Genomic DNA, 21638 nt, shown 5'->3' on the forward strand with positions numbered 1-21638 from the left:
TTTTCGCAAATCCATTTGCCTCACGCGGCTTGCAGGGGCAAATCCCCCTCCTTATATACGCTCCGAAGCGCGGTTCAGGTCAGTCGGCTTGAACCATTCAACATTGGGATCCAGGGCGGGTGCCTGAACGGGCCCGTCTTTACAACATCGCCTAAGAGAGGATTTTGAGCATGGCCAAAGTCATCGGTATCGACCTCGGGACCACCAACTCCTGCGTTGCCATCATGGATGGTTCGCAGCCGCGTGTGCTCGAGAACGCCGAAGGAGCGCGCACGACGCCCTCCATCGTCGGGTTCACCGACAACGAACGTCTGGTCGGTCAAGCTGCCAAACGGCAAGCTGTCACCAACCCCGACAACACTGTTTTCGCAGTAAAACGCTTGATTGGCCGTCGTTCCGACGATGCGCACATCGCGAAAGACAAAAAGAACCTGCCCTACGACGTGGTCGATGGCGGCAATGGCGACGCTTGGGTGCAGGTGCGCGGCGAGAAATATTCGCCCTCGCAAATTTCTGCCTTCATCCTGGGCAAAATGAAAGAAACCGCTGAGTCCTACCTGGGCGAGGAAGTGACGCAGGCCGTGATCACGGTGCCCGCCTACTTCAACGATGCCCAGCGTCAGGCCACCAAAGACGCTGGCAAAATCGCCGGCCTCGAAGTGCTGCGGATCCTCAACGAGCCGACCGCTGCCGCACTGGCCTACGGTCTGGACAAATCCGACACGAAAACCATCGCCGTCTATGACCTTGGCGGCGGGACCTTCGATGTGACCATCCTCGAGCTTGGCGATGGCGTTTTCGAAGTGCAATCGACCAACGGGGATACGTTCCTTGGCGGCGAAGACTTCGACATGCGCATCGTGAACTACCTCGCGGACGAATTCAAAAAAGAGCATGGCGTCGATCTGACCAAAGACAAAATGGCCCTTCAGCGCCTCAAGGAAGCTGCTGAAAAAGCCAAGATCGAACTGTCCTCCTCGCAGCAGACCGAAATCAACCAGCCGTTCATTTCGATGAACGCCGCGACCGGCCAGCCGCTGCACATGGTGATGAAACTCACCCGTGCCAAGCTGGAAAGCCTTGTGGGCGATCTGATCAAGAACTCGATCAAACCCTGCTCGGCCGCGTTGAAAGATGCCGGTCTGAGCACCTCGGACATCGACGAGGTCGTTCTGGTCGGCGGTATGACCCGCATGCCCAAAGTGATCGAGGAAGTGACGAAATTCTTCGGCAAAGAGCCCCACAAGGGCGTGAACCCCGATGAAGTCGTGGCCATGGGTGCTGCGATCCAGGCCGGTGTTTTGCAGGGCGATGTCAAAGACGTTCTGCTGCTCGACGTGACGCCGCTCAGCCTGGGTATCGAAACGCTCGGTGGCGTGTTCACCCGTCTGATCGACCGCAATACGACGATCCCGACGAAAAAGAGCCAGGTTTTCTCGACTGCGGAAGACAACCAGAACGCCGTGACACTGCGCGTCTTCCAGGGCGAGCGTGAAATGGCGGCAGACAACAAGATGCTCGGCCAGTTCAACCTGGAAGGCATTCCGCCCGCACCGCGCGGCCTGCCCCAGATCGAAGTGACCTTTGACATCAACGCCGACGGTATCGTCGAAGTGGGTGCCAAGGACAAAGGCACGGGTAAAGAGCACCGGATCACGATCCAGGCCTCCGGTGGTCTGTCGGATGCCGACATCGAGAAAATGGTGAAAGACGCCGAAGAAAACGCCGAAGCCGATAAGGACCGCAAGGACCTCGTCGAGGCGAAAAACCAGGCCGAGAGCCTCATCCACTCGACCGAAAAGTCGATGGAAGAGCACAACGACAAGGTGGACCCGACCACCATCGAAGCGATCGAACTGGCCATCGCCGCGCTGAAGGATCAACTGGAAACCGAAGACGCGGGCAAAATCCGCTCGGGCATCCAGAACGTGACCGAAGCGGCCATGCGTTTGGGTGAGGCGATCTACAAAGCCGAGCAAGACAAAGCCGAGGGCGCGCCCGAGGATGTCGATGCGGAAGGGTCTTCTGCGGGTCATGGCGACGATGACATCGTCGATGCCGACTTCGAAGATCTCGACGACAACAAGCGCTAAGGCGCTGCTTGGCTTGAGGAAAAACGCGTTGGCGGGGGTTTTTCCCGCCTGCGCGACTTTTCCCGGAAGGGTACCGAACAACCATGGCTAAACGTGATTTCTACGAGGTTCTGGGAACATCGAAGGGCGCGTCTGCGGATGAGCTCAAGAAAGCCTATCGCAAAAAGGCGATGGAGTTTCACCCCGACCGCAACAAGGACAACCCCGACGCAGAAGCCAAGTTCAAAGAGGTGAACGAGGCCTACGACACGCTTAAAGACGGCGACAAGAAAGCCGCCTATGATCGTTTCGGCCACGCCGCTTTTGAACAGGGCGGCATGGGTGGCGGGCGGCCCGGTGGCGGCTACGGTGGCCAGCAGGGGGATTTCTCCTCTGCGTTCTCCGATGTGTTCGACGACCTCTTTGGCGACTTTATGGGCGGTCAACGGGGCGGCGGTGCGCGCTCGCGTGCTGTGCGGGGATCCGACCTGCGCTACAATCTGCGCATCGACCTCGAAGAAGCCTACACCGGCATCCAGAAATCGCTCAACGTGCCCACGGCTGTGTCCTGTGACAAATGCTCAGGCACGGGGGCGGCGAACGGGGCCGAACCGCAAACCTGCCCGACCTGTTCAGGCATGGGCAAGGTGCGCACGCAACAAGGCTTTTTCACCACAGAGCGCACCTGTCCGACCTGTTCGGGCATGGGGCAGATCATCAAAGACCCCTGCACCAAATGTGGTGGCGCGGGACGGATCGAAAAAGATCGCGCGCTCAGCGTGAACATCCCCGCCGGCGTTGAAACCGGCACGCGCATCCGTCTTGCTGGCGAAGGCGAAGCGGGCATGCGCGGCGGTCCCACGGGTGATCTCTACATCTTTATCGAAGTTGCGCCCCATGCGCTCTTTGAACGCGAAGGCCCGCATCTGCACTGCACGGTGCCCGTGTCGATGGTGTCCGCCGCTTTGGGTGGGGACATCGAGGTGCCGACGATTGATGGCGGTCGCAGCCGTGTGAAAATCCCTGCCGGGTCGCAATCGGGACGTCAAATGCGCCTGCGCGGCAAGGGGATGCCTGCGCTGCGGGGCGGTTCGGTGGGCGATATGTTCATCGAACTGTCGGTGGAAACGCCCGTTAACCTCACGGCAAAGCAAAAAGAATTGCTGCGCACCTTCGAGGAAATCGACGCCGACAATAACCCCGAAAGCTCCACTTTCTTCAGGAAAGTGAAAAGCTTTTGGGATGGCATGAAGAGTTAAGGGCGCGAGAGCGCCCTTTTTCACACCCGTTTCTGCAAAAATCTTAGCTCATCGTTAACACTTGATTCATTAGAATCGGGTGACGCTAAGGCATGACAGTCCGCACCTCACATTTCGCTGAAATGCCGCAATGGCTCTTTGATCTGGATAACGCGCGCCCCATCTCGATGCCTCCGCGCGCACCTTCCATCATCAAAGATCACCGCAAGCGGCTAAAAGAGCGCTTTTCAACCTCTGGCGCCGCTTCGGTGCCGGATGTCGAGCTTTTGGAACTGGTCCTGTTCCGTGCGATCCCCAAAGCGGAGGTTACGGTGCTGGCGGAAAAATTGATGCAGCGCTTTGGCGACTTCAATCGCGTTGTCTCTGCCCCTGAAAGCCGGTTGCGCGAGGTCGAGAATGTCTGCCCGGCAGTCATCCACGAACTCAAGCTGATCGAAGCCGCAGCTCAAAGACTGGCGCGGGCCAAAGTCATGCAGCAACATGTCATCTCCAGCTGGGATGCCGTGCTCGACTATTGCCACACAACGATGGCCCACCGCGAAACCGAACAGTTTCGGGTGCTGTTTCTGGACCGGAAAAACGTGTTGATCGCCGATGAGGAACAGGCGCGCGGCACCGTCGATCATGTGCCCGTCTATCCACGCGAAATCGTCAAACGGGCGCTGGAACTCAACGCCTCTGCGCTGATCCTTGTACATAACCACCCCTCCGGCGATCCCACACCGTCAGACACCGATATCACGATGACCTGCCAGATCCGCGATGCGGCTGAGGCTCTGGATATCGTGCTGCACGACCATCTAATTATCGGGAAATCGCGCGAACTCAGCTTTCAAGCGCAGGGGTATCTGTAGATCAGCGCAGCCAAACTTCGACGCGCCGATTGAGATCGCGACCCCACGCCGCATCGTCACAGGCGATCGGCAGCGCCTCACCATACCCGCTGACGCTCAGGGAGACCCGAGACGGGTCATAGGTGACCGCCAGCCGCTCAACAAGGCGCGCAACCGCCTGTGCGCGCCGCTCGGAGAGTTGACGATTCAGCGATGCCGCCCCTGCCCCGTCGGAAAACCCGACAAAGATCACGCTGCGGCCATCGAATGCGCCGGTTTCTATCGCACGCGCCAAGGCACTTGCGTTCGAACGCGACTGCGCATCCAGTTCACTCGATCCGCCCGTAAAGCGAAAGCTCATCGACAGCCGCTCTGCCCCCTCAAGCGCCGCAACCACCCCCTGAAGGGTGCTTAAGGACACGTCCGGCCCGGCAGCGCGAATGGCATTGGACAGGCGCGCGCCCTGATCACGCATTGGAATGGTCACGAGCCCCTGATCCACAAACCCCTGCGCACGGGTGACTTCCTGTGCCGCTGGCGCGGCGATGAAATCAAGAAAGTCGCTCGCGATTTTTGGCAAAATCCGGGCGGGTGTGAACGCATAGAGCGGCGCGAAAAGCGGGTAATCCTCGGCCTTGACCAGCGGCGCCGTGGCATAGGCGTGGAACCCGCACGCCCCCGTGAGCGATAAGGGTTTCGCGCCCATCGGGGCCGACAGGCTACCCAAACCCAAGGCATAGGGGTCCTGGCGCAGAGCCGTGGTCACACCGGCTTGGGTCGAATGCGCAATCACCGATCCGCCCAAGGACTTGCCAAACGGCGCAAGCACAGTGGCCGTTGCATCCAGTGCCAAGGCATCGCCATCGACACCGACATGGACCGAAATCGGCGCCTCCGCGCCCCCAAGATCGGCCCAATTGGTGATCTCACCGGCCAGAACCCCCGAGAGATCGCGCAAGGAAATCGCGGACACCGGATTGGCAGGCGCGACATAGGGCACCAGCGCATCCAGCGCCAACACGCGGCTGCGGCGCGCGTCATGCAGGCGCCCGATCCCCGCCGCAAGCCCGGCGGACACCTCGTCACGTGTAGCGTCACGCAGCGACAGGGCGATATCGGCCTCATCGGCAGCCAAGGCTGCGAACCCTGCGGCACTGGTCGAGAGGGTGATGGTAAAATCCGCCACCGGCGTGTCATCGTCCCTCTTGCGCAATTCCAAAAGAATGGTTTGTGGCGAGAGGGTGCGACGGTTGACCAGCAGGCCTTGCTCCTGGGCAAAGCCGCTTACCAGCGCGGGCAGCAAGCGATCCCCGATCGCGGTCGCCCCAACAAGGCGCACATCGGCGACATAGGACCCGACGTCGACACAGGCCGGCCCGTCGCAATCGACGCCCGCGCTGTCCACCGTCAAAATTCCGAATTCGGTTTCAACGCGATAAAACTGTCCGTCGAAGCTGCGAAAATCACCGTCGATCCGCACCGCGCCGTCACGCGACACCAGCGAAATATCCTGCGCCTGTGCCACCGACAGCGTCAGCCCCCAAAGAGCGACACCCAGAACCGCCTTGATTATTCGCATGAAACGCGCCCCGCCGTCAGATCCGTTCTGACTACGTTAGTTTTGCGCGAATGTCAGGTCGTCAAAGAGGTTTTTCAAGCTGATGAAACCACCGGAGGTGTCGCAGACAGGCATGGGCAGGCTAACGGGCAACATTTGCCGGCTGCCATCCTCGTTCATCACAAGCGCCTGCGCCGCAAGCGTGCGCCCGCAGGTCGTCGCACTGACGTCCACCTCGGCCTCGACACGCACGTCGAGATCGGCAGGCGCGCGATCTGCGGGGAAAGAATAGACCTGCGCGTGCAGCGCATCCGCGCCCGTTGCGCTGCCAAGGAGGGTCAAAAACCCACCCGTCGCCGCCACGCCGGTTTGCGGATCGCGCGGCATCTGGGGCGACACATGCCCGTCTTGCCCATAGGCGGCTCCCCCTTCAAAGGCATTCAGGCGAAAGCCCGCGTCGCCCGACCATTGCAGCACCGAGCGGCGATATCCCGCCAGGGTGAACATCTCGGTCTTGGTCACGACCTCAGTGCCGTCAAGAAACCGGAATGTTACCTCGCCCGCGCTTTCGAGCGCGGGCATCACGAGCGCCAATGAGCCGTTTTCGTCCAGGGTCTCGCTAAAGCGCATCCCGGCGTGGCTGATCTGGACGGGCGCATGGGCGTGGCACAGCGCGCGAAGCGACAGGGCAATCATCGCGCCATCCGAGGGCAAAGCGCTGGCCTGTGGCGCACAGCGTGGCGCGAGCGGGGAAAAACCGGGCGCGTCGGACAGCAGGCGCGGCACAGATCCCGTGTCGTTCAGCGCGATCAAACGCGGCGACAAGGCCGGCGGAATATCGGGGGGCGGCGCAAGATCCGCGAGCACAGCAGGCGGCAAAGGCACACCGGAGGCCAGCGAGGGCGTCTGTGGAACAACCGCGCGCGCAGATTGCAGATGTCCCGCCGTTGCATAGCCATCGCCCATAAACTGCCCGACGGCATAGACGATGCCACTGATCGCGATGACCGCGAAAACCCTGTTGCGCGTATTCATACCCAAACCCCTAACGAGACAAAACCTTGGGATAAGGTGCAGGATGCGTCGGGCAATTCTGTGGCTTTGGTCGGGCGAGACTGTGGTCGGACCCCGTCGCCTGAGCGGCCCGTCAATTTATCCTTAATTTTCGATGTATCTTAGCAAAGCGAATTTGGCCGCTGAACGACAAAAGGCCCCGCAGTGTGCACTGCGAGGCCCTTTGAGGCATGTCAAACCGCTTAGTGACGGCCGTGGCAGTTTTTGAACCGCTCGCCCGACCCGCAGGGGCAGGGATCATTCCGGCTCGGATTGCCCCAGGTTGCCGGATCGGCCTCGTCGAATCCGTCCAAACGCGCTTCGTTTTGGTCCTCGGAGCGATCCGCAGCTGCATCCACCGCCTGCTGCGCGGCCTGTTGTTGCTGCATAATCTGCTGCATCATCTGGTTGCGCTCTTCTTCGCTCAAGGGGCGCACGCGCGACAGTTTTTGCGTGACCTCCTGGCGCAGACCGTTGAGCAGGCTTTCGAACAGCTGGAAGGCTTCGTTCTTGTACTCGTTCAGCGGATCGCGTTGCGCATAGCCCCGAAAGCCCACAACCGAGCGCAAATGATCCAGCGTCAACAGGTGCTCGCGCCATTTGCCATCGATGGTTTGCAACAGGAACTGCTTTTCGATCTGGCGCATCTGCTCGGGACCGAAAGCGGCGGCTTTTTCGACCATCAGCTTGTCGGAAGCCGCTTCGATCCGCTCGCGGATCTGCTCTTCGTCAACGCCTTCTTCTTCGGCCCAATCCTTGATCGGCAAGTCCATCGCCAGGGTGTCAACCACGGCGGCATGCAACCCCTCGACATCCCATTGTTCGGGGTAGGAGCGCGGCGGAATGGCGGCATCGACCAGATCATCGATCACCTCGTGGCGCATATCGGCAACGATTTCCGCCAGATCCTGCGCTTCCATGATTTCGCGGCGCTGTTTGAAGATCACCTTGCGCTGGTCGTTCATCACATCGTCGAACTTCAGCAACTGCTTGCGGATGTCGAAATTGCGCCCCTCGACCTTGGCTTGTGCCTTTTCGAGCGACTTGTTCACCCAAGGGTGCACGATGGCCTCGCCCTCTTTCATGCCCAGCGAGGACAGCATTTTGTCCAACCGCTCGGACCCGAAGATCCGCATCAAGTCGTCGTCCAGCGACAGGAAGAACAAAGATTTCCCCGGGTCGCCCTGACGGCCCGAGCGTCCGCGCAGCTGGTTGTCGATCCGGCGGCTTTCGTGGCGTTCGGTGGCCAGAACATAGAGGCCGCCCGCATCAAGCACGCGCTGTTTTTCGCCCGCGTGATCGGCTTCGATCTTGCTGCGCAACGCATCGGGATCGGCGGAAGGATCGGCGGCAAGCGCCTGCATCACCTTCATATCGACATTGCCGCCCAGCTGGATGTCCGTGCCGCGACCCGCCATGTTGGTGGCGATGGTCACTGCACCGAACTTGCCCGCATCGGACACGATTTCGGCTTCTTGTTCGTGATGACGGGCATTGAGCACATTATGCGCAACGCCTGCGGATTTCAGGATTTCCGACAGCATCTCGGATTTCTCGATCGACGTGGTGCCCACAAGCACCGGCTGGCCCTTTTCGTGCGCCTTCTGGATCGCCTTGACGACTGCATCGAATTTCTCTTTGGCAGAGCGATAGACGCGGTCATGTCCGTCTTCGCGCTGGATCGGGCGGTTGGTCGGCACTTCAACCACGCCCAGTTTGTAGATTTCCATGAACTCTTCGGCTTCGGTGGTGGCCGTACCGGTCATGCCCGACAGGGTTTCGTACAAGCGGAAATAGTTCTGGAAGGTCACCGAGGCGAGGGTGATGTTTTCGGGCTGGATCGAAACGCCTTCTTTGGCTTCAATCGCCTGATGCAACCCCTCGGACAGGCGGCGCCCGCTCATCATCCGGCCGGTGTGCTCGTCGATCAGCATGATTTCATCGTCGCGCACGATATAGTGCTGACCGTTCTGGAACAGCGTATGCGCACGCAGCGCCTGGTTCACGTGATGCACCATGGACGTGCTTTCAGGATCGTAAAGCGTCTGACCCTCGGGCAGCAAATCCTGTTGGCGCAGCAGGCCCTCGATGAATTCGTTCCCCTCTTCGGTAATCGTGACCTGACGGGTCTTTTCGTCGATCTCGTAATGCTCCGGCTGGAACAGCGGGATCAGCTTGTCGATGGTGAGATACAGGTCCGAGCGGTCTTCGGAAGGGCCGGAAATGATCAGCGGCGTGCGCGCCTCGTCGATCAGGATCGAGTCGACCTCATCGACAATCGCAAAATTGTGCCCGCGCTGCATCATCTGATTTAGCTCGGACTTCATGTTGTCGCGCAGGTAGTCAAAACCCAGCTCGTTGTTCGTGGCATAGGTCACGTCGCTGGCATAGGCCGCGCGCTTTTCGCTCTCGGGCTGGTGAGGGTAGATCGCCGAACAGGTCATGCCCAGCATGTTGAACACCTTGGCCATCCATTCCGCATCGCGGCGCGCAAGGTAGTCGTTCACCGTGACGACATGCACACCTTTTTCGGTCAGCGCGTTGAGATAGGCCGGGAAGGTCGCGACCAGCGTTTTGCCCTCACCGGTCTTCATCTCGGCAATGTTACCCTGATGCAGGAAAATCCCGCCCATCAGCTGCGTATCAAAGGCCCGCAACCCCAGCGCACGGCGCGCGGCTTCGCGGCAGTTGGCAAAGGCTTCCGGCAACAGCGCATCCAGACTTTCGCCTGCCGCGAGTCGGGTTTTGAATTCGACCGTCTTTTCCTTCAGTTGCTCATCGGAGAGTGGGCTGAACACGGACTCCAAGGCGTTGATTTTGGCCACGATCGGCCTTGTGGCTTTGACTTTCCGATCATTCGGCGTGCCAAAGACCTTCTTGGCGAGTGTTCCAATGCCCAGCATGTTTTCTCCGCTCGGTGCTATTTGACGGGATCGTGTGTCGGTGGGGATTGCCCCCTTGCCGGTCTCCCCATACAAACAGGCGCGATCGGCTCCTTTTCTCGGTCCACTGAGCGATTTAAGGGTCCCAGCATATACTGTCAACTTTGGGCACTAAATGAAGTGCCGGGAAGGACCATTCGATGTTGAACCGCTTTGCACAGGGCACAGTTCTTGCAGCCTCTCTGATTGCCGCTGCCATGCCCGCGTTTGCACAAGACGCCGCAACTCCCGAGACCACAACTGAAACTGCCCCGCAGACCCGCCCCGCCCCCAGCGCCGACACGGTCGTCGCCTCGGTCAACGGCACGGATATCACCTTTGGCAACCTGATCGTCGCGCGTCTGGCCCTGCCCGCGCAGTATCAAACCCTGCCCGAAGATGTTCTGTACGACGGTATCTTGCAGCAACTCATCCAGCAAACCCTGCTGGAACAGTCGCTGGGCGATGATCTGAGCGCACGCTTGCAACTCCAGCTTGAAAATACCCGCCGCTCGGAAATCGCCGCCGCTACGCTTGAACAGATTGCGACCGCCGGTGTGACAGACGACGCCCTGAGCGCCGCCTATGATGCGAAATACGCCGAATTCGAAGCGGGCCGCGAATATCACGCCGCCCATATTCTGGTCGAAACCGAAGAAGAAGCCGCCAAGCTGAGCCAGGAAGCTCGCGACGGGGCCGATTTCGGGGACCTTGCGAAAGACAATTCCACTGGCCCGACCGGACCCAACGGCGGCGACCTTGGCTGGTTTGGCGCAGGCATGATGGTCGAACCCTTCGAGGCGGCTGTTGTCGACATGGAGGAGGGCGATATTTCCGACCCCGTCCAGACCCAGTTCGGCTGGCATGTGATCAAGCTGCTCGAAACCCGCCTTGCCGAGGCGCCCACGCTGGACGATGTGCGCGACGAATTGACGGCTGAGGTGCAAACGCAGGTGATCGAAGACCGTCTCGCCGCGCTGGAAGCGGACGCGACCATCACCCAGACCGCCGCAAGCGAGGTTGACACCTCCAAGCTGACCGACACCGACCTGCTCGACAACTGATCGCTACAGAAAGCGCATATCATGGCTAAAATCACCTCCGTATCCCCGCTCGCGCCCAAATCGGGCTTTCCGAAGATGCCGGTGATCGAGGGGGTGCGTTTTTGCGCCCTTGAGGCAGGTGTGCGCTATAAAGGCCGCGTCGATGTGATGCTGGCCGAATTATGCGAAGGCACCGTGATGGCGGGGGTGTTTACCACCTCCGCCACGCGCTCTGCGGCGGTTCTGGACTGTCAGGACAAGATCAACGGCCCGACGGACGGTGGTGCTGCGATTCTTGTCAACGCTGGCAATTCCAACGCCTTTACCGGCAAGAACGGCTTTGATGCTGTCGCGGCGATCACCAAAGCCACGGCGGATGCCATGGGGCTGGACGCGCAGCGGGTGTTTACCTCTTCCACCGGTGTCATCGGTGAGCCGATGAAATGGGAGCGCATCACAGCCAAGCTTGAGGATCTCAACGCCGGGCTTGAGGCGGACGCGCTCGAAGCAGCCGCCCGCGCCATCATGACCACCGACACCTTTGCCAAAGGCGCGACCACAACCGTGGATATCGACGGCAGCGCCGTCAAAATTGCCGGCATCGCCAAAGGCTCAGGGATGATCGCCCCCGACATGGCCACGATGCTTGTCTATATTTTCTCCGATGCCAAAATCGCGCAGCCCTTGCTGCAAAAAATGGTCAGCCGCGCCTCTGACACGACGTTCAACTGCATCACCGTCGACAGCGACACCTCCACTTCGGACACCTTGCTGATGGCGGCCACGGGCAAAGCCGGCAGTGAAATCCTTGAGGGCACCGCCCAGGCGCAGGCCTTTGAAACCGCGCTGCACGGTGTGATGCTGGACCTGTCCCATCAGGTGGTCAAAGACGGCGAGGGCGCGACCAAATTCGTCGAGGTACGCGTCAGCGGCGCAGACAGCGATGCGGATGCACGCAAGGTTGCGATGGCGATTGCCAATTCCCCGCTGATCAAGACCGCCGTCGCGGGCGAAGATCCCAACTGGGGCCGCGTGGTGATGGCTGTGGGCAAGTCGGGCGCAAAGGCCGAACGCGACCTGCTGACCATCCGCTTTGGCGACATTCTTGTGGCGGAAAACGGCTGGGTCTCGCCCGAGTATTCCGAGGATGCCGGTGCGGCCTATATGAAGGGCGAGGAACTGGTCATCGGGCTGGATATGGGGCTTGGTGGCGGGGCGGCAACTGTCTGGACCTGCGATCTGACCCATGGCTACATCTCCATCAACGCCGACTACCGGTCCTAAGATGAAGACGCTTCTGGTATCCGCCGTCGCGTTGATCGACATCGAGGGGCGCGTGCTGCTTGCGCAGCGCCCCGAAGGCAAATCCCTCGCCGGTCTGTGGGAATTTCCCGGCGGCAAGGTAGAAGAGGGCGAGACGCCGGAATCAGCCCTGGTGCGCGAGCTCCATGAGGAACTTGGCATCGAAACCTGGAACTCCTGCCTTGCGCCGCTGACCTTCGCTTCGCACAGCTACGAGGAATTCCACCTGCTGATGCCGCTGTTTGCCTGCCGCAAATGGAACGGTATCCCCCAGCCCAAAGAAGGGCAGGTCCTCAAATGGGTGCGCCCGCTTGATTTGCGCGACTATCGCATGCCCCCCGCCGATATTCCGCTGATTCCGATCCTGCGGGAATGGCTCTAGCGAAATCGGCGCCTGGTGCCATCTTAAGCGTTGATTATTACGTATTGCTCAACATTTGCGCAATTATGACGGAAATGTGTCGTTTTTTTTGGTGATTTGTTAAGGATTTCGCCGTATAAATACTTAACGCAGCCAAAACACTCTGAGGAGATAACGACATGATGCGCACGATCACACTCGGTAATTACATCTCCGTTCAGGGGACGTTTGTGTCCGAAGCAAGCAACGGCAAAGTTGTCGTTCGCGTCGGCGACCGCACCTTTGAAGGCAAACCGGTCTCTTACGAACGTAAAGTCGCCTAAGACTTACCAGCGATCCAGATTTCGAAAAGGCAGGGATTTTTCCCTGCCTTTTTTATTGCCCAAGTTCAAGCTTACCCAAGTTCAGGCTTACCTAAGTTCAGCCCCCCAAACCATAGCGTCGCGCTGGATCGCCGGATCAGCCTCTGTCGCAAACAAAAAGCGGCAGGGACCAGCCCTGCCGCTTTAATTTCTTCAGATCCGGATGACGGTTACGTCAGGGAGCGTTCAACTTCCTCGCGCTCGAAGATCTCGATCACATCGTCGGGGCGAATGTCGTCATAGGCTTCGAAGGCCATACCGCATTCCTGACCAGACTGGACCTCTTTGACTTCGTCTTTGAAGCGCTTGAGCGTTTTCAGCGTGCCTTCGTGGATCACAACGTTGTCGCGCAGCAAGCGCACACCCGCAGAGCGGCGCGCCACACCTTCGGTGACCAAGCAACCTGCAACCTTGCCGACACCGGTAACCTTGAACACCTCTTTGATGTTCGCATAGCCGATGAAGTTCTCGCGGATTTCCGCAGAGAGCAGGCCGGACGCAGCCGCCTTGATGTCATCCACAAGGTCGTAAATCACCGAATAGTAGCGAATTTCGACGCCCTTCTGGTTGGCGGCATTGCGCGCCGGTGCGTTCGCACGGACGTTAAAGCCGATAACCGGACAGCCCGACGCTTCGGCAAGGCCGATGTCGCTTTCGGTGATCGCGCCCACGCCGTAGTGCAGCACGCGCACGCGCACCTCGTCGTTGCCGATTTTCTCGACCGCCTGCACGATCGCTTCGGCAGAGCCCTGCACGTCGGCTTTCATCACGATGGGCAGCTCGGCGACCGTCTGGTCGGCTTTCGCTTTTGCCATCATCTGATCCAGCGTGGTCGCGGCACCGGCCGCGGCGCGTTTGTCTTTGGCGGCTTGTTCACGGTATTCCGCGATTTCACGCGCCTGCGCTTCGGTTTCAACCACGTTCAGCACATCGCCCGCTTCGGGGGTGCCGTTGAGGCCAAGAACCTCGACAGGCACCGAGGGGCCAGCTTCGTCGACACGCTCGCCACGGTCGTTGACCAAGGCACGGACTTTCCCCCACTGCTCGCCCACAACGAAAATATCGCCGCGCTTGAGCGTACCGGTTTGCACCAGAACGGTTGCCACAGGGCCACGTCCCACATCCAGCTGGGCTTCGATCACCGCACCCTGCGCTGCGCGCTTGGGGTTGGCTTTCAATTCGAGGATCTCGGACTGAAGCGCGATGGCTTCGAGCAGTTCATCCAGGCCCTTGCCGGTTTTGGCAGAGACTTCAACGTCCTGAACGTCACCCGACATTTCCTCAACGATCACCTCGTGTTGAAGAAGATCGGTGCGCACTTTCTGCGCATCCGCATCGGGTTTGTCGCATTTGTTGATCGCCACGATCATCGGCACTTTCGCCGCTTTCGCGTGAGCGATTGCTTCGATCGTTTGCGGCATGACCGCATCGTCGGCAGCAACCACCAGCACCACGATGTCCGTCACCTGCGCACCACGGGCACGCATCGATGTGAACGCCGCGTGACCGGGCGTGTCGAGGAAGGACAGCACGGCACCGCTTTCGGTCGTGACCTGATAGGCCCCGATGTGCTGCGTGATGCCGCCCGCTTCGCCGGAGACCACTTTTGTCTTGCGGATCGCATCCAGCAGCGAGGTTTTGCCGTGGTCAACGTGGCCCATGATGGTGATCACCGGCGGGCGCGACACAAGATCTTCGGGCGCATCGGCGTCCTGTTCGATCACTTGTTCAACGTCGGCATCCGACACGCGCTGCATGCGGTGACCGAACTCCTCGACGATCAGTTCTGCAGTATCGGCGTCGATGGATTGGTTCTGCGTGACCATCATGCCCATTTTCATGAGCGCTTTGACCACATCCGCCGAGCGTTCGGCCATCCGGTTGGCCAGTTCGCCGACCAAAATGGTTTCGGGAACCTGCACGTCGCGCACAACCTTTTCGCGCTCTTGCGTGCCACCCATGGCTTTCTGACGCATGCGTTCCTGTTTGCGCTTCATCGCGGCCATCGAGCGCTGACGCCCGCCTTCACCACCGTTGAGCGCCTGGTTCACAGTCAGCTTGCCGGAGCGACGGTTATCGCCCCCTGCATTGCGTTTCTTGTTGTCATCGTCGCGGTCGCGGCGCGCGGGAGTCGCGGTTTTCGACGGCGCACGGTCGACCTTGCCCGAGGGCTGGTCGGACCCGGGTGCCGGGGCCTCGGGCGCGGCGGCGGCGGCAGGTTTGCTGCGCGCCTGTGCTTCGCGTTTTTTCGCGTCTTCCGCTTCTTGCTTGGCGCGTGCTTCTTCTTCAGCTTTCGCCTTCAAAGCTTCTTCGCGCTCACGCTCTTCGCGTTCTTTTGCTTCAAGGTCAGCCCGACGTTGCGCACGCTCTTCTTCGCGTTGCTTTTCGTCGGCAGCCCGTTTCGCAGCTTCCTCGGCCTCGTTGGCTTTGGCCGCTTGCAGCGCCTTCAGGCGGCGCTCCATTTCCGCGTCGGAAATGCCTGCGGGACGTTTCGAGGGGTCGCCAAGGGCCGCGGAAGTTCCGCCGCCGGCTTTGGAGGCACCCGGCTTGGGAACGACAACGCGCTTGCGTTTCGTTTCCACAACAACACTCTTCGTCCGCCCGTGGGAGAAGCTCTGCTTCACGGAACCCGACCGGTTTCCGCCACCAAGGCCGAGAGGTTTTTTGCCGTCTGTATCGCTCATCTGGTCGTCTTACCCTTTCCGGCGGGCTTATCCCCACCGCTCATCTCTCGCACGCCTGTCAAACGCGAGGCTTCCTCTACAACACGGTTGCCGAGTCCACCAGCGCGGAGCGCGCCATGTATCACACTTTCGCGGCCGAAAGCCAAACCCAATTCAGCGCCCGTGAGGCAGCCGAACCAGCGACCGCCCTCAGGCGTCCACAATTTGCCCTTGCCGCGTTCCGACCCGTCAGAGGCCTGTAGCAACACTTTCGCGTAGCCATCCGCCAACCAGCCCTTCACCTTTTCGAACCCGCATACAGCGTCACCGGCCTTGCGCGCCAGTGACACCAGATGCACGAGACGATCCGCAATCCCCGCCTCGACGAGGTTGACGAAATCGTCCGCAATCTTCACATCGGTTCGCGCCACTTTGGAAAAGAGGTTCTTTTTGACCGCCTCTTCCAATGCACCGCGATCCGCAGATACCCAGATCCCACGTCCGGGCAGTTTCTCATTCAGATCGGGGACCAACTGGCCCTCCGGTCCGACCACAAAGCGGATGAGACCCCGCTTGGGTTCGGCATCGCGCGTCACAATGCAACGACGCTCTGCCTCATCCTCGTTTTTCGTCCGGCCACCACGGGTCATCGGACCACCTTACCCGAGCCCTGAAATCAGGCCTCGGCCTCTTCTTCGCCGGTGTCTTCGGCTTCGGTTTCAAGTTCGGCCGGATCGACCCAGCCCAGCTGGATGCGTGCGGTCATGACAAGCTGTTGGGCTTCTTCAAGGGACACTTCGAATTTCTCAAGCACACCTTCGTCCTTGATGCGCTCGCCATTCACCGTGGTCCAGCCACCGGCCAATTCCCAGTCGGCGCAGGTGGCGAAATCTTCAAGCGATTTCACCCCATCCAGCGCGAGGGCCTCGATCATTTGGGGTGTCAGCCCGTCGAATTCAACCAGACTGTCAACAACACCCAATTCGCGGGCATGTTCCATCGCCTTGCGGTTGGCTTCTTCGAGAACATCGCGGGCGCGGGCCTGCAATTCGCCAGCCGTATCCGCATCGACACCGTCGATCACCAGCAATTCCTCGACATCGACATAGGCGACTTCTTCGAGGTTGGTGAAGCCTTCGGACACCAGAAGCTGGGCAAAGAATTCGTCCAGATCCAGCTTGTCCATGAACAATTGCGTGCGGGCCGCGAATTCTTTCTGGCGACGCTCGGATTCTTCGGATTCCGTCAGGATGTCGATGTCCAGACCCGTCAACTGCGACGCAAGGCGCACGTTCTGACCACGACGGCCAATCGCCAGCGACAGTTGCTCGTCGGGCACCACAACCTCGATGCGCTCGGCGTCGTCGTCAAGCACGACCTTGGTCACCTCGGCGGGCTGCAACGCGTTCACGAGGAAAGTCGGCATGTCCTCATTCCACGGAATGATGTCGATTTTCTCGCCCTGAAGTTCGTTGACAACAGCCTGAACACGGCTGCCGCGCATCCCGACGCAGGCGCCGACCGGATCAATCGAGTTGTCGTTGGAGATCACCGCGATCTTGGCACGCGAGCCGGGATCACGGGCGACCGCCTTGATTTCGATGATGCCATCGTAAATCTCGGGCACTTCCATCTTGAACAGCTCGGCCATGAACTGCGGATCGGTACGCGACAGGAAAATCTGCGGGCCCCGGGCTTCGCGGCGCACGTCCTTGATATAGCAGCGCACACGATCGTTGGGACGGTAGCTTTCGCGACCGATCTTTTCGTTGCGGCGCAAAATGCCCTCGCCGCGACCGATATCGACGATGAGATTACCGTATTCTTCGCGCTTGATCGTGCCGTTGATGATCGTGCCGGCACGGTCCTGGAATTCTTCGAACTGGCGGTCGCGTTCGGCTTCACGCACCTTTTGCAAGATAACCTGCTTGGCGGATTGCGCGGCGATGCGGCCCATTTCAACGGGGGGCACCTCGTCGGTGATCTCGTCACCAACGGCAGGCTCTGCAAGGTATTGCTTGGCCTGTTCGACAGTCAATTCGGCCTGATAGTTTTCCAGCAGGTCATCCTCGACGACGGTGCGCACACGGGTGAAGGTGGCGCGACCGGTTTTGCGGTCGATGTGGACGCGAATGTCCATTTCCGAGCCGTAGCGCGACTTGGCGGCGCGCGCGAGGCTTTCCTCCATCGCTTCGACAACCAGACCGGGGTCGATCATCTTCTCGCGGGCAACAGCCTCGGCGGTTTGCAGCAGCTCGAGCTGGTTTGCAGACGTGATTGCCATTGTCATCAGTCCTTTTGGGATTCGTTTTTGGTGTCAGAGTCATCGGACTCATCGCTATCAAGTTCCTCTTCGACAGCGTCGAATTGGCTTTCGTCGATCTGACCGTTGTCCTTGCGCTGCTTGAGCATCTCGCGGATCAGATCGTCGGTCAGAATAAGTTTGGCGTCGGACAGCCAGTCGAAATGCAGCCCGACCGTGCCCTCTTCGATGTTGATCAACACCTCGTCGCCCTCAACGCCCGCAAGTTCGCCTTTGAAGCGGCGACGGCCATCAATCATCTCGGTCGTTTCGATGCGGGCCTCGTAGCCTTCGAAGGTTGCGAAATCTTTCATGCGCGTCAGCGGACGGTCGATCCCGGGGCTGGACACTTCAAGCGTATATTCGTCTTCAACGGGGTCTTCCACGTCGAGAATAGCAGAGACGGCGGTAGAAATCTCGGCGCATTCATCGACTTCGATGCCGCCATCGGGGCGTTCGGCCATGATTTGCAGCGTCTTGGACTTCGTCGAGGACATCAGGCGCACACGCACCAACTCGAACCCCATGTCCTCAATGACTGGGCCGACGATTTCCGCGAGGCGGCGGTCGATAGCGGTTTTAGCGATCAGCTCGGACATGCAGGGCCTATGGTTCAGAATTCGATCAATTCCGTGCTCTGGAAAAAGCACAAAAAAACGGGCGCGCGGCCCGTTGATATTTCCCGGTGGGCTTCGGTGTTACACCGACGCGCCGCTGTTGAGAGGCGATATAGGCGGTTTCGCCTGAGTCTGCAAGGTCTTTGCGACAGGCAGCGCGCAGAGCGGGTCCTGCCAGGAAAACCCCTAGACCAGCGCGCGCGCAAAACGGTCGGTCGCGGCCACCAGCTCGCGGGTGATCCCCACCTCCGACAGGGCATGGCCCGCACGCCCCACCATGCGCAACTCCGAGCGCGCCCAGGCCTTGTGCAGGCGATAGGCCGACAGCGGCGGGCAGATCATATCATAGCGCCCCTGCACGATCAGCCCCGGCACATGCGCGATCCTGTCGATATCGCGCAAGATCTGGCCGTCGACCTCCAGAAACCCCTTGTGGGTGAAATAGTGGTTCTCCAGCCGCGCAAAGGTGCGCGCGTAATCGGCGGGAGCTTCGCCGCCCAGACCGTCACTTTCAATCGAGGCAAGCCCGTTTTCCCAGCTCGCCCAAGCCCGCCCGAACCGGATTTCTTGCGACAGATCGCCCGAGAACAGCCGCTTGTGATAGGCTGCGATCAGGTCGTCCTGCTCGTCCTGGGGCACCAGACGGGTGAAATTTCCCCACGTGTCGGGCCAGAACCGCCCTGCGCCACCGCCATAGAACCAATCCAGCTCGCTCTGCGTCATCAAGAAGACGCCGCGCAGGATCAGGCCCAGCGCCCGCTCGGGATGGGTTTGCGCATAGATCAGCGACAGGGTTGCCCCCCAGCTTCCGCCAAACACCAGCCATTTGGCGATTCCCAGCGTCTCGCGGATGGTTTCGATATCCCCCACAAGGTGCCACGTTGTGTTGGCCTCGACACTGGCCGTCGGGCGCGAGCGCCCGCAGCCGCGCTGGTCAAACAGGATGACACGATATTTTTCGGGATCAAAATAGCGCCGCATTGACGGGCTGCATCCGCCTCCGGGGCCACCATGCAGCACGACCACCGGCAGACCCTCGGGGTTGCCGCATTGCTCGACATAAATCGAGTGGCCGTCACCCACATCCAGCATACGGCTGTCATATGCCGCGATTTGCGGATAGAGAAATTGCGATGCGCTTTTTTGACCCGAGACCTTGTCCATACCGATCCTATATAGGGGCGACAGGGCCCATTTCATCGGGGAATTGACCACAGGGGAAAGAAAATGGAAACCGCTCAAACGACTGCCCAGACCACAATCGACCCCGCCGAAGTCGCAAAATTCGAAGCGATGGCGGCGGAATGGTGGGACCCGAAGGGCAAATTCAAGCCGCTGCACATGCTCAATCCCTGCCGTCTGGATTACATCTGCGCCCAGATCGCGACGGAATTCGCACGGGATCTGAGCGATGACACCCCCTTCAGCGGCCTGCGCCTGCTGGATATCGGCTGTGGCGGGGGGCTTTTGTCCGAGCCGATGGCGCGCTTGGGCGCGACCGTGGTTGGCGCGGATGCAGCGGCGGGCAATATTCCCGTGGCGCAGGTTCACGCCGATCAATCGGGCCTGACCATCGACTACCGTCACACCACCGCCGAGGCGCTGGCCGAAGCAGGCGAGCAATTCGATGTCGTGCTGAACATGGAAGTGGTCGAACATGTCGCCGATCCGCAGGCCTATCTGACCGCCTGCCAGCAGCTTTTGAAACCCGGCGGGCTGATGGTCTGCTCGACGCTCAATCGCACCGCCAAAAGCTATGGCATGGCGATTTTCGGGGCCGAAGTGGTCATGCGCTGGCTGCCGCGCGGCACGCATGAGTGGTCGAAATTCATCACGCCCGACGAATTGTTCGCCCTGATCGAGACGGCCGGCCTTACGCCTGTCGATCGCAAGGGGTTTGTGTTCAATCCGCTGGGCTGGTCGTGGTCGCTGTCGGCGCGCGATCTCAGTGTGAACTATGTCACAGCCTCGACCAAACCGGCTCAAGAGCGGCCCGAAAGCGCCTAATCGCTTTCCAGTCGCATCCGCAACTCGCGCAGCACGGGCAGCACCGCGCGCACACGTTCGCTGCCCAGCGCATCCACGGTTTCACCGATGATCGGCGCGATGGCTTCAAGGGCCAGATCACGCGCGCGCCGCCCCGCGGGCGAAATCGACACGAATTTGCGCCGCGCGTCGTCCCAATCGGGACGCACGTGGATATGGCCGGCCCATTCCAGCTTGCTGAGCGTGTTGGTCATCGCGCCGCGTGTCACGTGAAACGCGCGCGCCAATTGCGCCGGAGCGCGCTCTTCACCAGCGCGCGCCAGATGGTTCAAAACCGAGAAATGGCTGATCTCCATGCCCTTGGGCAGGGCCTTGCTCAGGCGGTTGCGTGCCAATTGATCCGCCATGAAAATCTCGGAAAACAGCGCAATCGCCAGCGGGTCGTTGGAAGAGCTCATTGCACGGGCCTTAGGTCAAACGGACGGTCATGGGTCAGCGAGGGCACGCGCGCGCGCGCCTCATCGACAGCGGACAGGTCGTAATCAAACAGGGTGACACCCGTCTGCGTCCCCCCGTCAGCGACCACCTCGCCCCATGGGGCAACCACCAGCGAATGTCCATAGGTGGCACGCGGTTTGCCCGTTGTGATTTTATGCGTGCCGCTTTGCGCTGGTGCAAAGATCCACGTCCCGCATTCGATCGCGCGCGCGCGCAGCAACACCTCCCAATGGGCCGCGCCCGTCACCGGCGAAAAGGCGGCAGGCACGGTGATGATCTGCGCGCCACCCTGCGCCAGGGCGCGATAGAGCGCGGGAAACCGGACGTCGTAGCAAATCGTCATCCCGATCCGCCCCATCGGCGTATTTGTGACGCTGGCCTGCGTGCCCGGACGATAGCCTTTGCTCTCGAAATAGGTTTCCGTTTCGCTGACGCTCACGTCGAACATGTGGATTTTGTCGTAACGCGCCGCGATCTCTCCGTCGGGGGAAATCAGGAAAGAGCGATTGGCAAACCGCCCGTCGGTCTCGCCGGTTTTCAGGGCAAGCGATCCGATCAACAGCCAGATGCCCTGCGCTTGCGCCACCCCTCGCAGCGCTGCAAGCGTGGGGTCCTGCGCCTCCAGGTGCAAGACGGCCTCTTGCCGGGCACGCGCGGTCGATACGCAATTCGTGACCTCGGGGGTGAGCACAAACTGCGCGCCCGCCCCTGCGGCCTGTTCGATCAGATCGCAGGTGACGGGAAGGTTAGCCAACGGGTCATCGCCCGCATTCAGGGTGATCAGCGCAGCCTTGGGCATCGGGCCGCC

At 60.3% G+C, this 21638-nt stretch carries 18 protein-coding genes; 8 read left to right on the forward strand and 10 right to left on the reverse strand.

What is annotated here, in order from left to right:
* Positions 1 to 170 precede the first annotated feature (170 nt).
* From dnaK to radC, 3 genes are all read left to right on the forward strand, one after another.
* Complete coding sequence (gene dnaK / locus AQS8620_RS00295; RefSeq protein ID WP_085834830.1) at positions 171 to 2093, forward strand: molecular chaperone DnaK; 1923 nt, start codon at positions 171 to 173, stop codon at positions 2091 to 2093.
* Positions 2094 to 2176: 83 nt separating this feature from the next.
* On the forward strand, positions 2177 to 3331 hold the full coding sequence (gene dnaJ / locus AQS8620_RS00300; protein WP_085834831.1) for a molecular chaperone DnaJ: 1155 nt from the start codon (positions 2177 to 2179) through the stop codon (positions 3329 to 3331).
* 92 nt (positions 3332 to 3423) lie between these two features.
* Entirely contained in the window at positions 3424 to 4185 is a 762-nt protein-coding gene (radC, locus tag AQS8620_RS00305; RefSeq protein ID WP_085834832.1) for a RadC family protein, read from the forward strand.
* Position 4186: 1 nt separating this feature from the next.
* Here radC and AQS8620_RS00310 read toward each other — a convergent pair whose 3' ends face one another.
* From AQS8620_RS00310 to secA, 3 genes are all read right to left on the reverse strand, one after another.
* Positions 4187 to 5743 (reverse strand): phosphate ABC transporter substrate-binding/OmpA family protein, encoded by a 1557-nt coding sequence (locus AQS8620_RS00310; protein ID WP_085834833.1) that lies wholly within the window; start codon positions 5741 to 5743, stop codon positions 4187 to 4189.
* Positions 5744 to 5779: 36 nt separating this feature from the next.
* Positions 5780 to 6757, reverse strand: a complete 978-nt coding sequence (locus AQS8620_RS00315; RefSeq protein ID WP_085834834.1) for a hypothetical protein — start codon at positions 6755 to 6757, stop codon at positions 5780 to 5782.
* 221 nt (positions 6758 to 6978) lie between these two features.
* A complete protein-coding gene (gene secA / locus AQS8620_RS00320) occupies positions 6979 to 9678 on the reverse strand; it encodes a preprotein translocase subunit SecA (RefSeq protein ID WP_085834835.1) in 2700 nt (899 codons plus the stop codon).
* 179 nt (positions 9679 to 9857) lie between these two features.
* Between secA and AQS8620_RS00325 the strand changes: the two genes are divergently transcribed.
* The 4 genes from AQS8620_RS00325 (at position 9858) to AQS8620_RS17115 (ending at position 12725) form a co-directional block, all read left to right on the forward strand.
* Positions 9858 to 10760, forward strand: a complete 903-nt coding sequence (locus AQS8620_RS00325) for a peptidylprolyl isomerase (protein WP_085834836.1) — start codon at positions 9858 to 9860, stop codon at positions 10758 to 10760.
* Between the two features lie 21 nt (positions 10761 to 10781).
* Positions 10782 to 12023, forward strand: coding sequence for a bifunctional glutamate N-acetyltransferase/amino-acid acetyltransferase ArgJ (gene argJ / locus AQS8620_RS00330; RefSeq protein ID WP_085834837.1), 1242 nt, complete (start codon positions 10782 to 10784; stop codon positions 12021 to 12023).
* A 1-nt stretch (position 12024) separates the two neighbouring features.
* A complete protein-coding gene (gene mutT / locus AQS8620_RS00335) occupies positions 12025 to 12423 on the forward strand; it encodes an 8-oxo-dGTP diphosphatase MutT (RefSeq protein WP_085834838.1) in 399 nt (132 codons plus the stop codon).
* A gap of 158 nt (positions 12424 to 12581) precedes the next feature.
* Entirely contained in the window at positions 12582 to 12725 is a 144-nt protein-coding gene (locus tag AQS8620_RS17115) for a hypothetical protein (protein WP_200809574.1), read from the forward strand.
* Between the two features lie 209 nt (positions 12726 to 12934).
* Here AQS8620_RS17115 and infB read toward each other — a convergent pair whose 3' ends face one another.
* The 5 genes from infB to pip all read right to left on the reverse strand — a co-directional run bounded on the left by infB (position 12935) and on the right by pip (position 19510).
* Complete coding sequence (gene infB / locus AQS8620_RS00340; protein WP_085834839.1) at positions 12935 to 15448, reverse strand: translation initiation factor IF-2; 2514 nt, start codon at positions 15446 to 15448, stop codon at positions 12935 to 12937.
* On the reverse strand, positions 15445 to 16077 hold the full coding sequence (locus tag AQS8620_RS00345; protein WP_085834840.1) for an RNA-binding protein: 633 nt from the start codon (positions 16075 to 16077) through the stop codon (positions 15445 to 15447). The genes infB and AQS8620_RS00345 overlap by 4 nt, the downstream gene beginning before the upstream one ends.
* Positions 16078 to 16103: 26 nt before the next feature.
* Entirely contained in the window at positions 16104 to 17711 is a 1608-nt protein-coding gene (nusA, locus tag AQS8620_RS00350; RefSeq protein ID WP_085835327.1) for a transcription termination factor NusA, read from the reverse strand.
* Positions 17712 to 17716: 5 nt separating this feature from the next.
* Positions 17717 to 18328, reverse strand: a complete 612-nt coding sequence (gene rimP / locus AQS8620_RS00355) for a ribosome maturation factor RimP (RefSeq protein WP_085834841.1) — start codon at positions 18326 to 18328, stop codon at positions 17717 to 17719.
* Positions 18329 to 18532: 204 nt separating this feature from the next.
* Positions 18533 to 19510, reverse strand: a complete 978-nt coding sequence (gene pip / locus AQS8620_RS00360) for a prolyl aminopeptidase (protein ID WP_085834842.1) — start codon at positions 19508 to 19510, stop codon at positions 18533 to 18535.
* A gap of 63 nt (positions 19511 to 19573) precedes the next feature.
* Between pip and ubiG the strand changes: the two genes are divergently transcribed.
* The gene (gene ubiG, locus AQS8620_RS00365; protein ID WP_085834843.1) at positions 19574 to 20353 is read left to right on the forward strand and encodes a bifunctional 2-polyprenyl-6-hydroxyphenol methylase/3-demethylubiquinol 3-O-methyltransferase UbiG; all 780 of its coding nucleotides are present in this window, start codon (positions 19574 to 19576) and stop codon (positions 20351 to 20353) included.
* Here ubiG and AQS8620_RS00370 read toward each other — a convergent pair.
* Positions 20350 to 20790 (reverse strand): MarR family winged helix-turn-helix transcriptional regulator, encoded by a 441-nt coding sequence (locus tag AQS8620_RS00370; RefSeq protein ID WP_085834844.1) that lies wholly within the window; start codon positions 20788 to 20790, stop codon positions 20350 to 20352. The two genes, ubiG and AQS8620_RS00370, sit on opposite strands and share 4 nt — an antisense overlap.
* The gene (locus AQS8620_RS00375) at positions 20787 to 21629 is read right to left on the reverse strand and encodes a carbon-nitrogen hydrolase family protein (protein ID WP_085834845.1); all 843 of its coding nucleotides are present in this window, start codon (positions 21627 to 21629) and stop codon (positions 20787 to 20789) included. The genes AQS8620_RS00370 and AQS8620_RS00375 overlap by 4 nt, the downstream gene beginning before the upstream one ends.
* Between the last annotated feature and the right edge of the window lie 9 nt (positions 21630 to 21638).

It is taken from the genome of Aquimixticola soesokkakensis (genome assembly GCF_900172375.1).
GTDB classification, from domain to species: domain Bacteria; phylum Pseudomonadota; class Alphaproteobacteria; order Rhodobacterales; family Rhodobacteraceae; genus Aquimixticola; species Aquimixticola soesokkakensis.

What these genes read in the sequence shown, in the direction of transcription:
- radC (WP_085834832.1), top strand. Translation starts at nt 3,424, where the DNA reads ATGACAGTCCGCACCTCACATTTCGCTGAAATGCCGCAATGGCTCTTT.
- AQS8620_RS00375 (WP_085834845.1), bottom strand. Translation starts at nt 21,629, where the DNA reads ATGCCCAAGGCTGCGCTGATCACCCTGAATGCGGGCGATGACCCGTTG.
- ubiG (WP_085834843.1), top strand. Translation starts at nt 19,574, where the DNA reads ATGGAAACCGCTCAAACGACTGCCCAGACCACAATCGACCCCGCCGAA.
- secA (WP_085834835.1), bottom strand. Translation starts at nt 9,678, where the DNA reads ATGCTGGGCATTGGAACACTCGCCAAGAAGGTCTTTGGCACGCCGAAT.
- AQS8620_RS00325 (WP_085834836.1), top strand. Translation starts at nt 9,858, where the DNA reads ATGTTGAACCGCTTTGCACAGGGCACAGTTCTTGCAGCCTCTCTGATT.
- argJ (WP_085834837.1), top strand. Translation starts at nt 10,782, where the DNA reads ATGGCTAAAATCACCTCCGTATCCCCGCTCGCGCCCAAATCGGGCTTT.
- AQS8620_RS00345 (WP_085834840.1), bottom strand. Translation starts at nt 16,077, where the DNA reads ATGACCCGTGGTGGCCGGACGAAAAACGAGGATGAGGCAGAGCGTCGT.
- rimP (WP_085834841.1), bottom strand. Translation starts at nt 18,328, where the DNA reads ATGTCCGAGCTGATCGCTAAAACCGCTATCGACCGCCGCCTCGCGGAA.
- AQS8620_RS00310 (WP_085834833.1), bottom strand. Translation starts at nt 5,743, where the DNA reads ATGCGAATAATCAAGGCGGTTCTGGGTGTCGCTCTTTGGGGGCTGACG.
- mutT (WP_085834838.1), top strand. Translation starts at nt 12,025, where the DNA reads ATGAAGACGCTTCTGGTATCCGCCGTCGCGTTGATCGACATCGAGGGG.
- pip (WP_085834842.1), bottom strand. Translation starts at nt 19,510, where the DNA reads ATGGACAAGGTCTCGGGTCAAAAAAGCGCATCGCAATTTCTCTATCCG.
- AQS8620_RS00315 (WP_085834834.1), bottom strand. Translation starts at nt 6,757, where the DNA reads ATGAATACGCGCAACAGGGTTTTCGCGGTCATCGCGATCAGTGGCATC.
- nusA (WP_085835327.1), bottom strand. Translation starts at nt 17,711, where the DNA reads ATGGCAATCACGTCTGCAAACCAGCTCGAGCTGCTGCAAACCGCCGAG.
- dnaK (WP_085834830.1), top strand. Translation starts at nt 171, where the DNA reads ATGGCCAAAGTCATCGGTATCGACCTCGGGACCACCAACTCCTGCGTT.
- AQS8620_RS00370 (WP_085834844.1), bottom strand. Translation starts at nt 20,790, where the DNA reads ATGAGCTCTTCCAACGACCCGCTGGCGATTGCGCTGTTTTCCGAGATT.
- dnaJ (WP_085834831.1), top strand. Translation starts at nt 2,177, where the DNA reads ATGGCTAAACGTGATTTCTACGAGGTTCTGGGAACATCGAAGGGCGCG.
- infB (WP_085834839.1), bottom strand. Translation starts at nt 15,448, where the DNA reads ATGAGCGATACAGACGGCAAAAAACCTCTCGGCCTTGGTGGCGGAAAC.
- AQS8620_RS17115 (WP_200809574.1), top strand. Translation starts at nt 12,582, where the DNA reads ATGATGCGCACGATCACACTCGGTAATTACATCTCCGTTCAGGGGACG.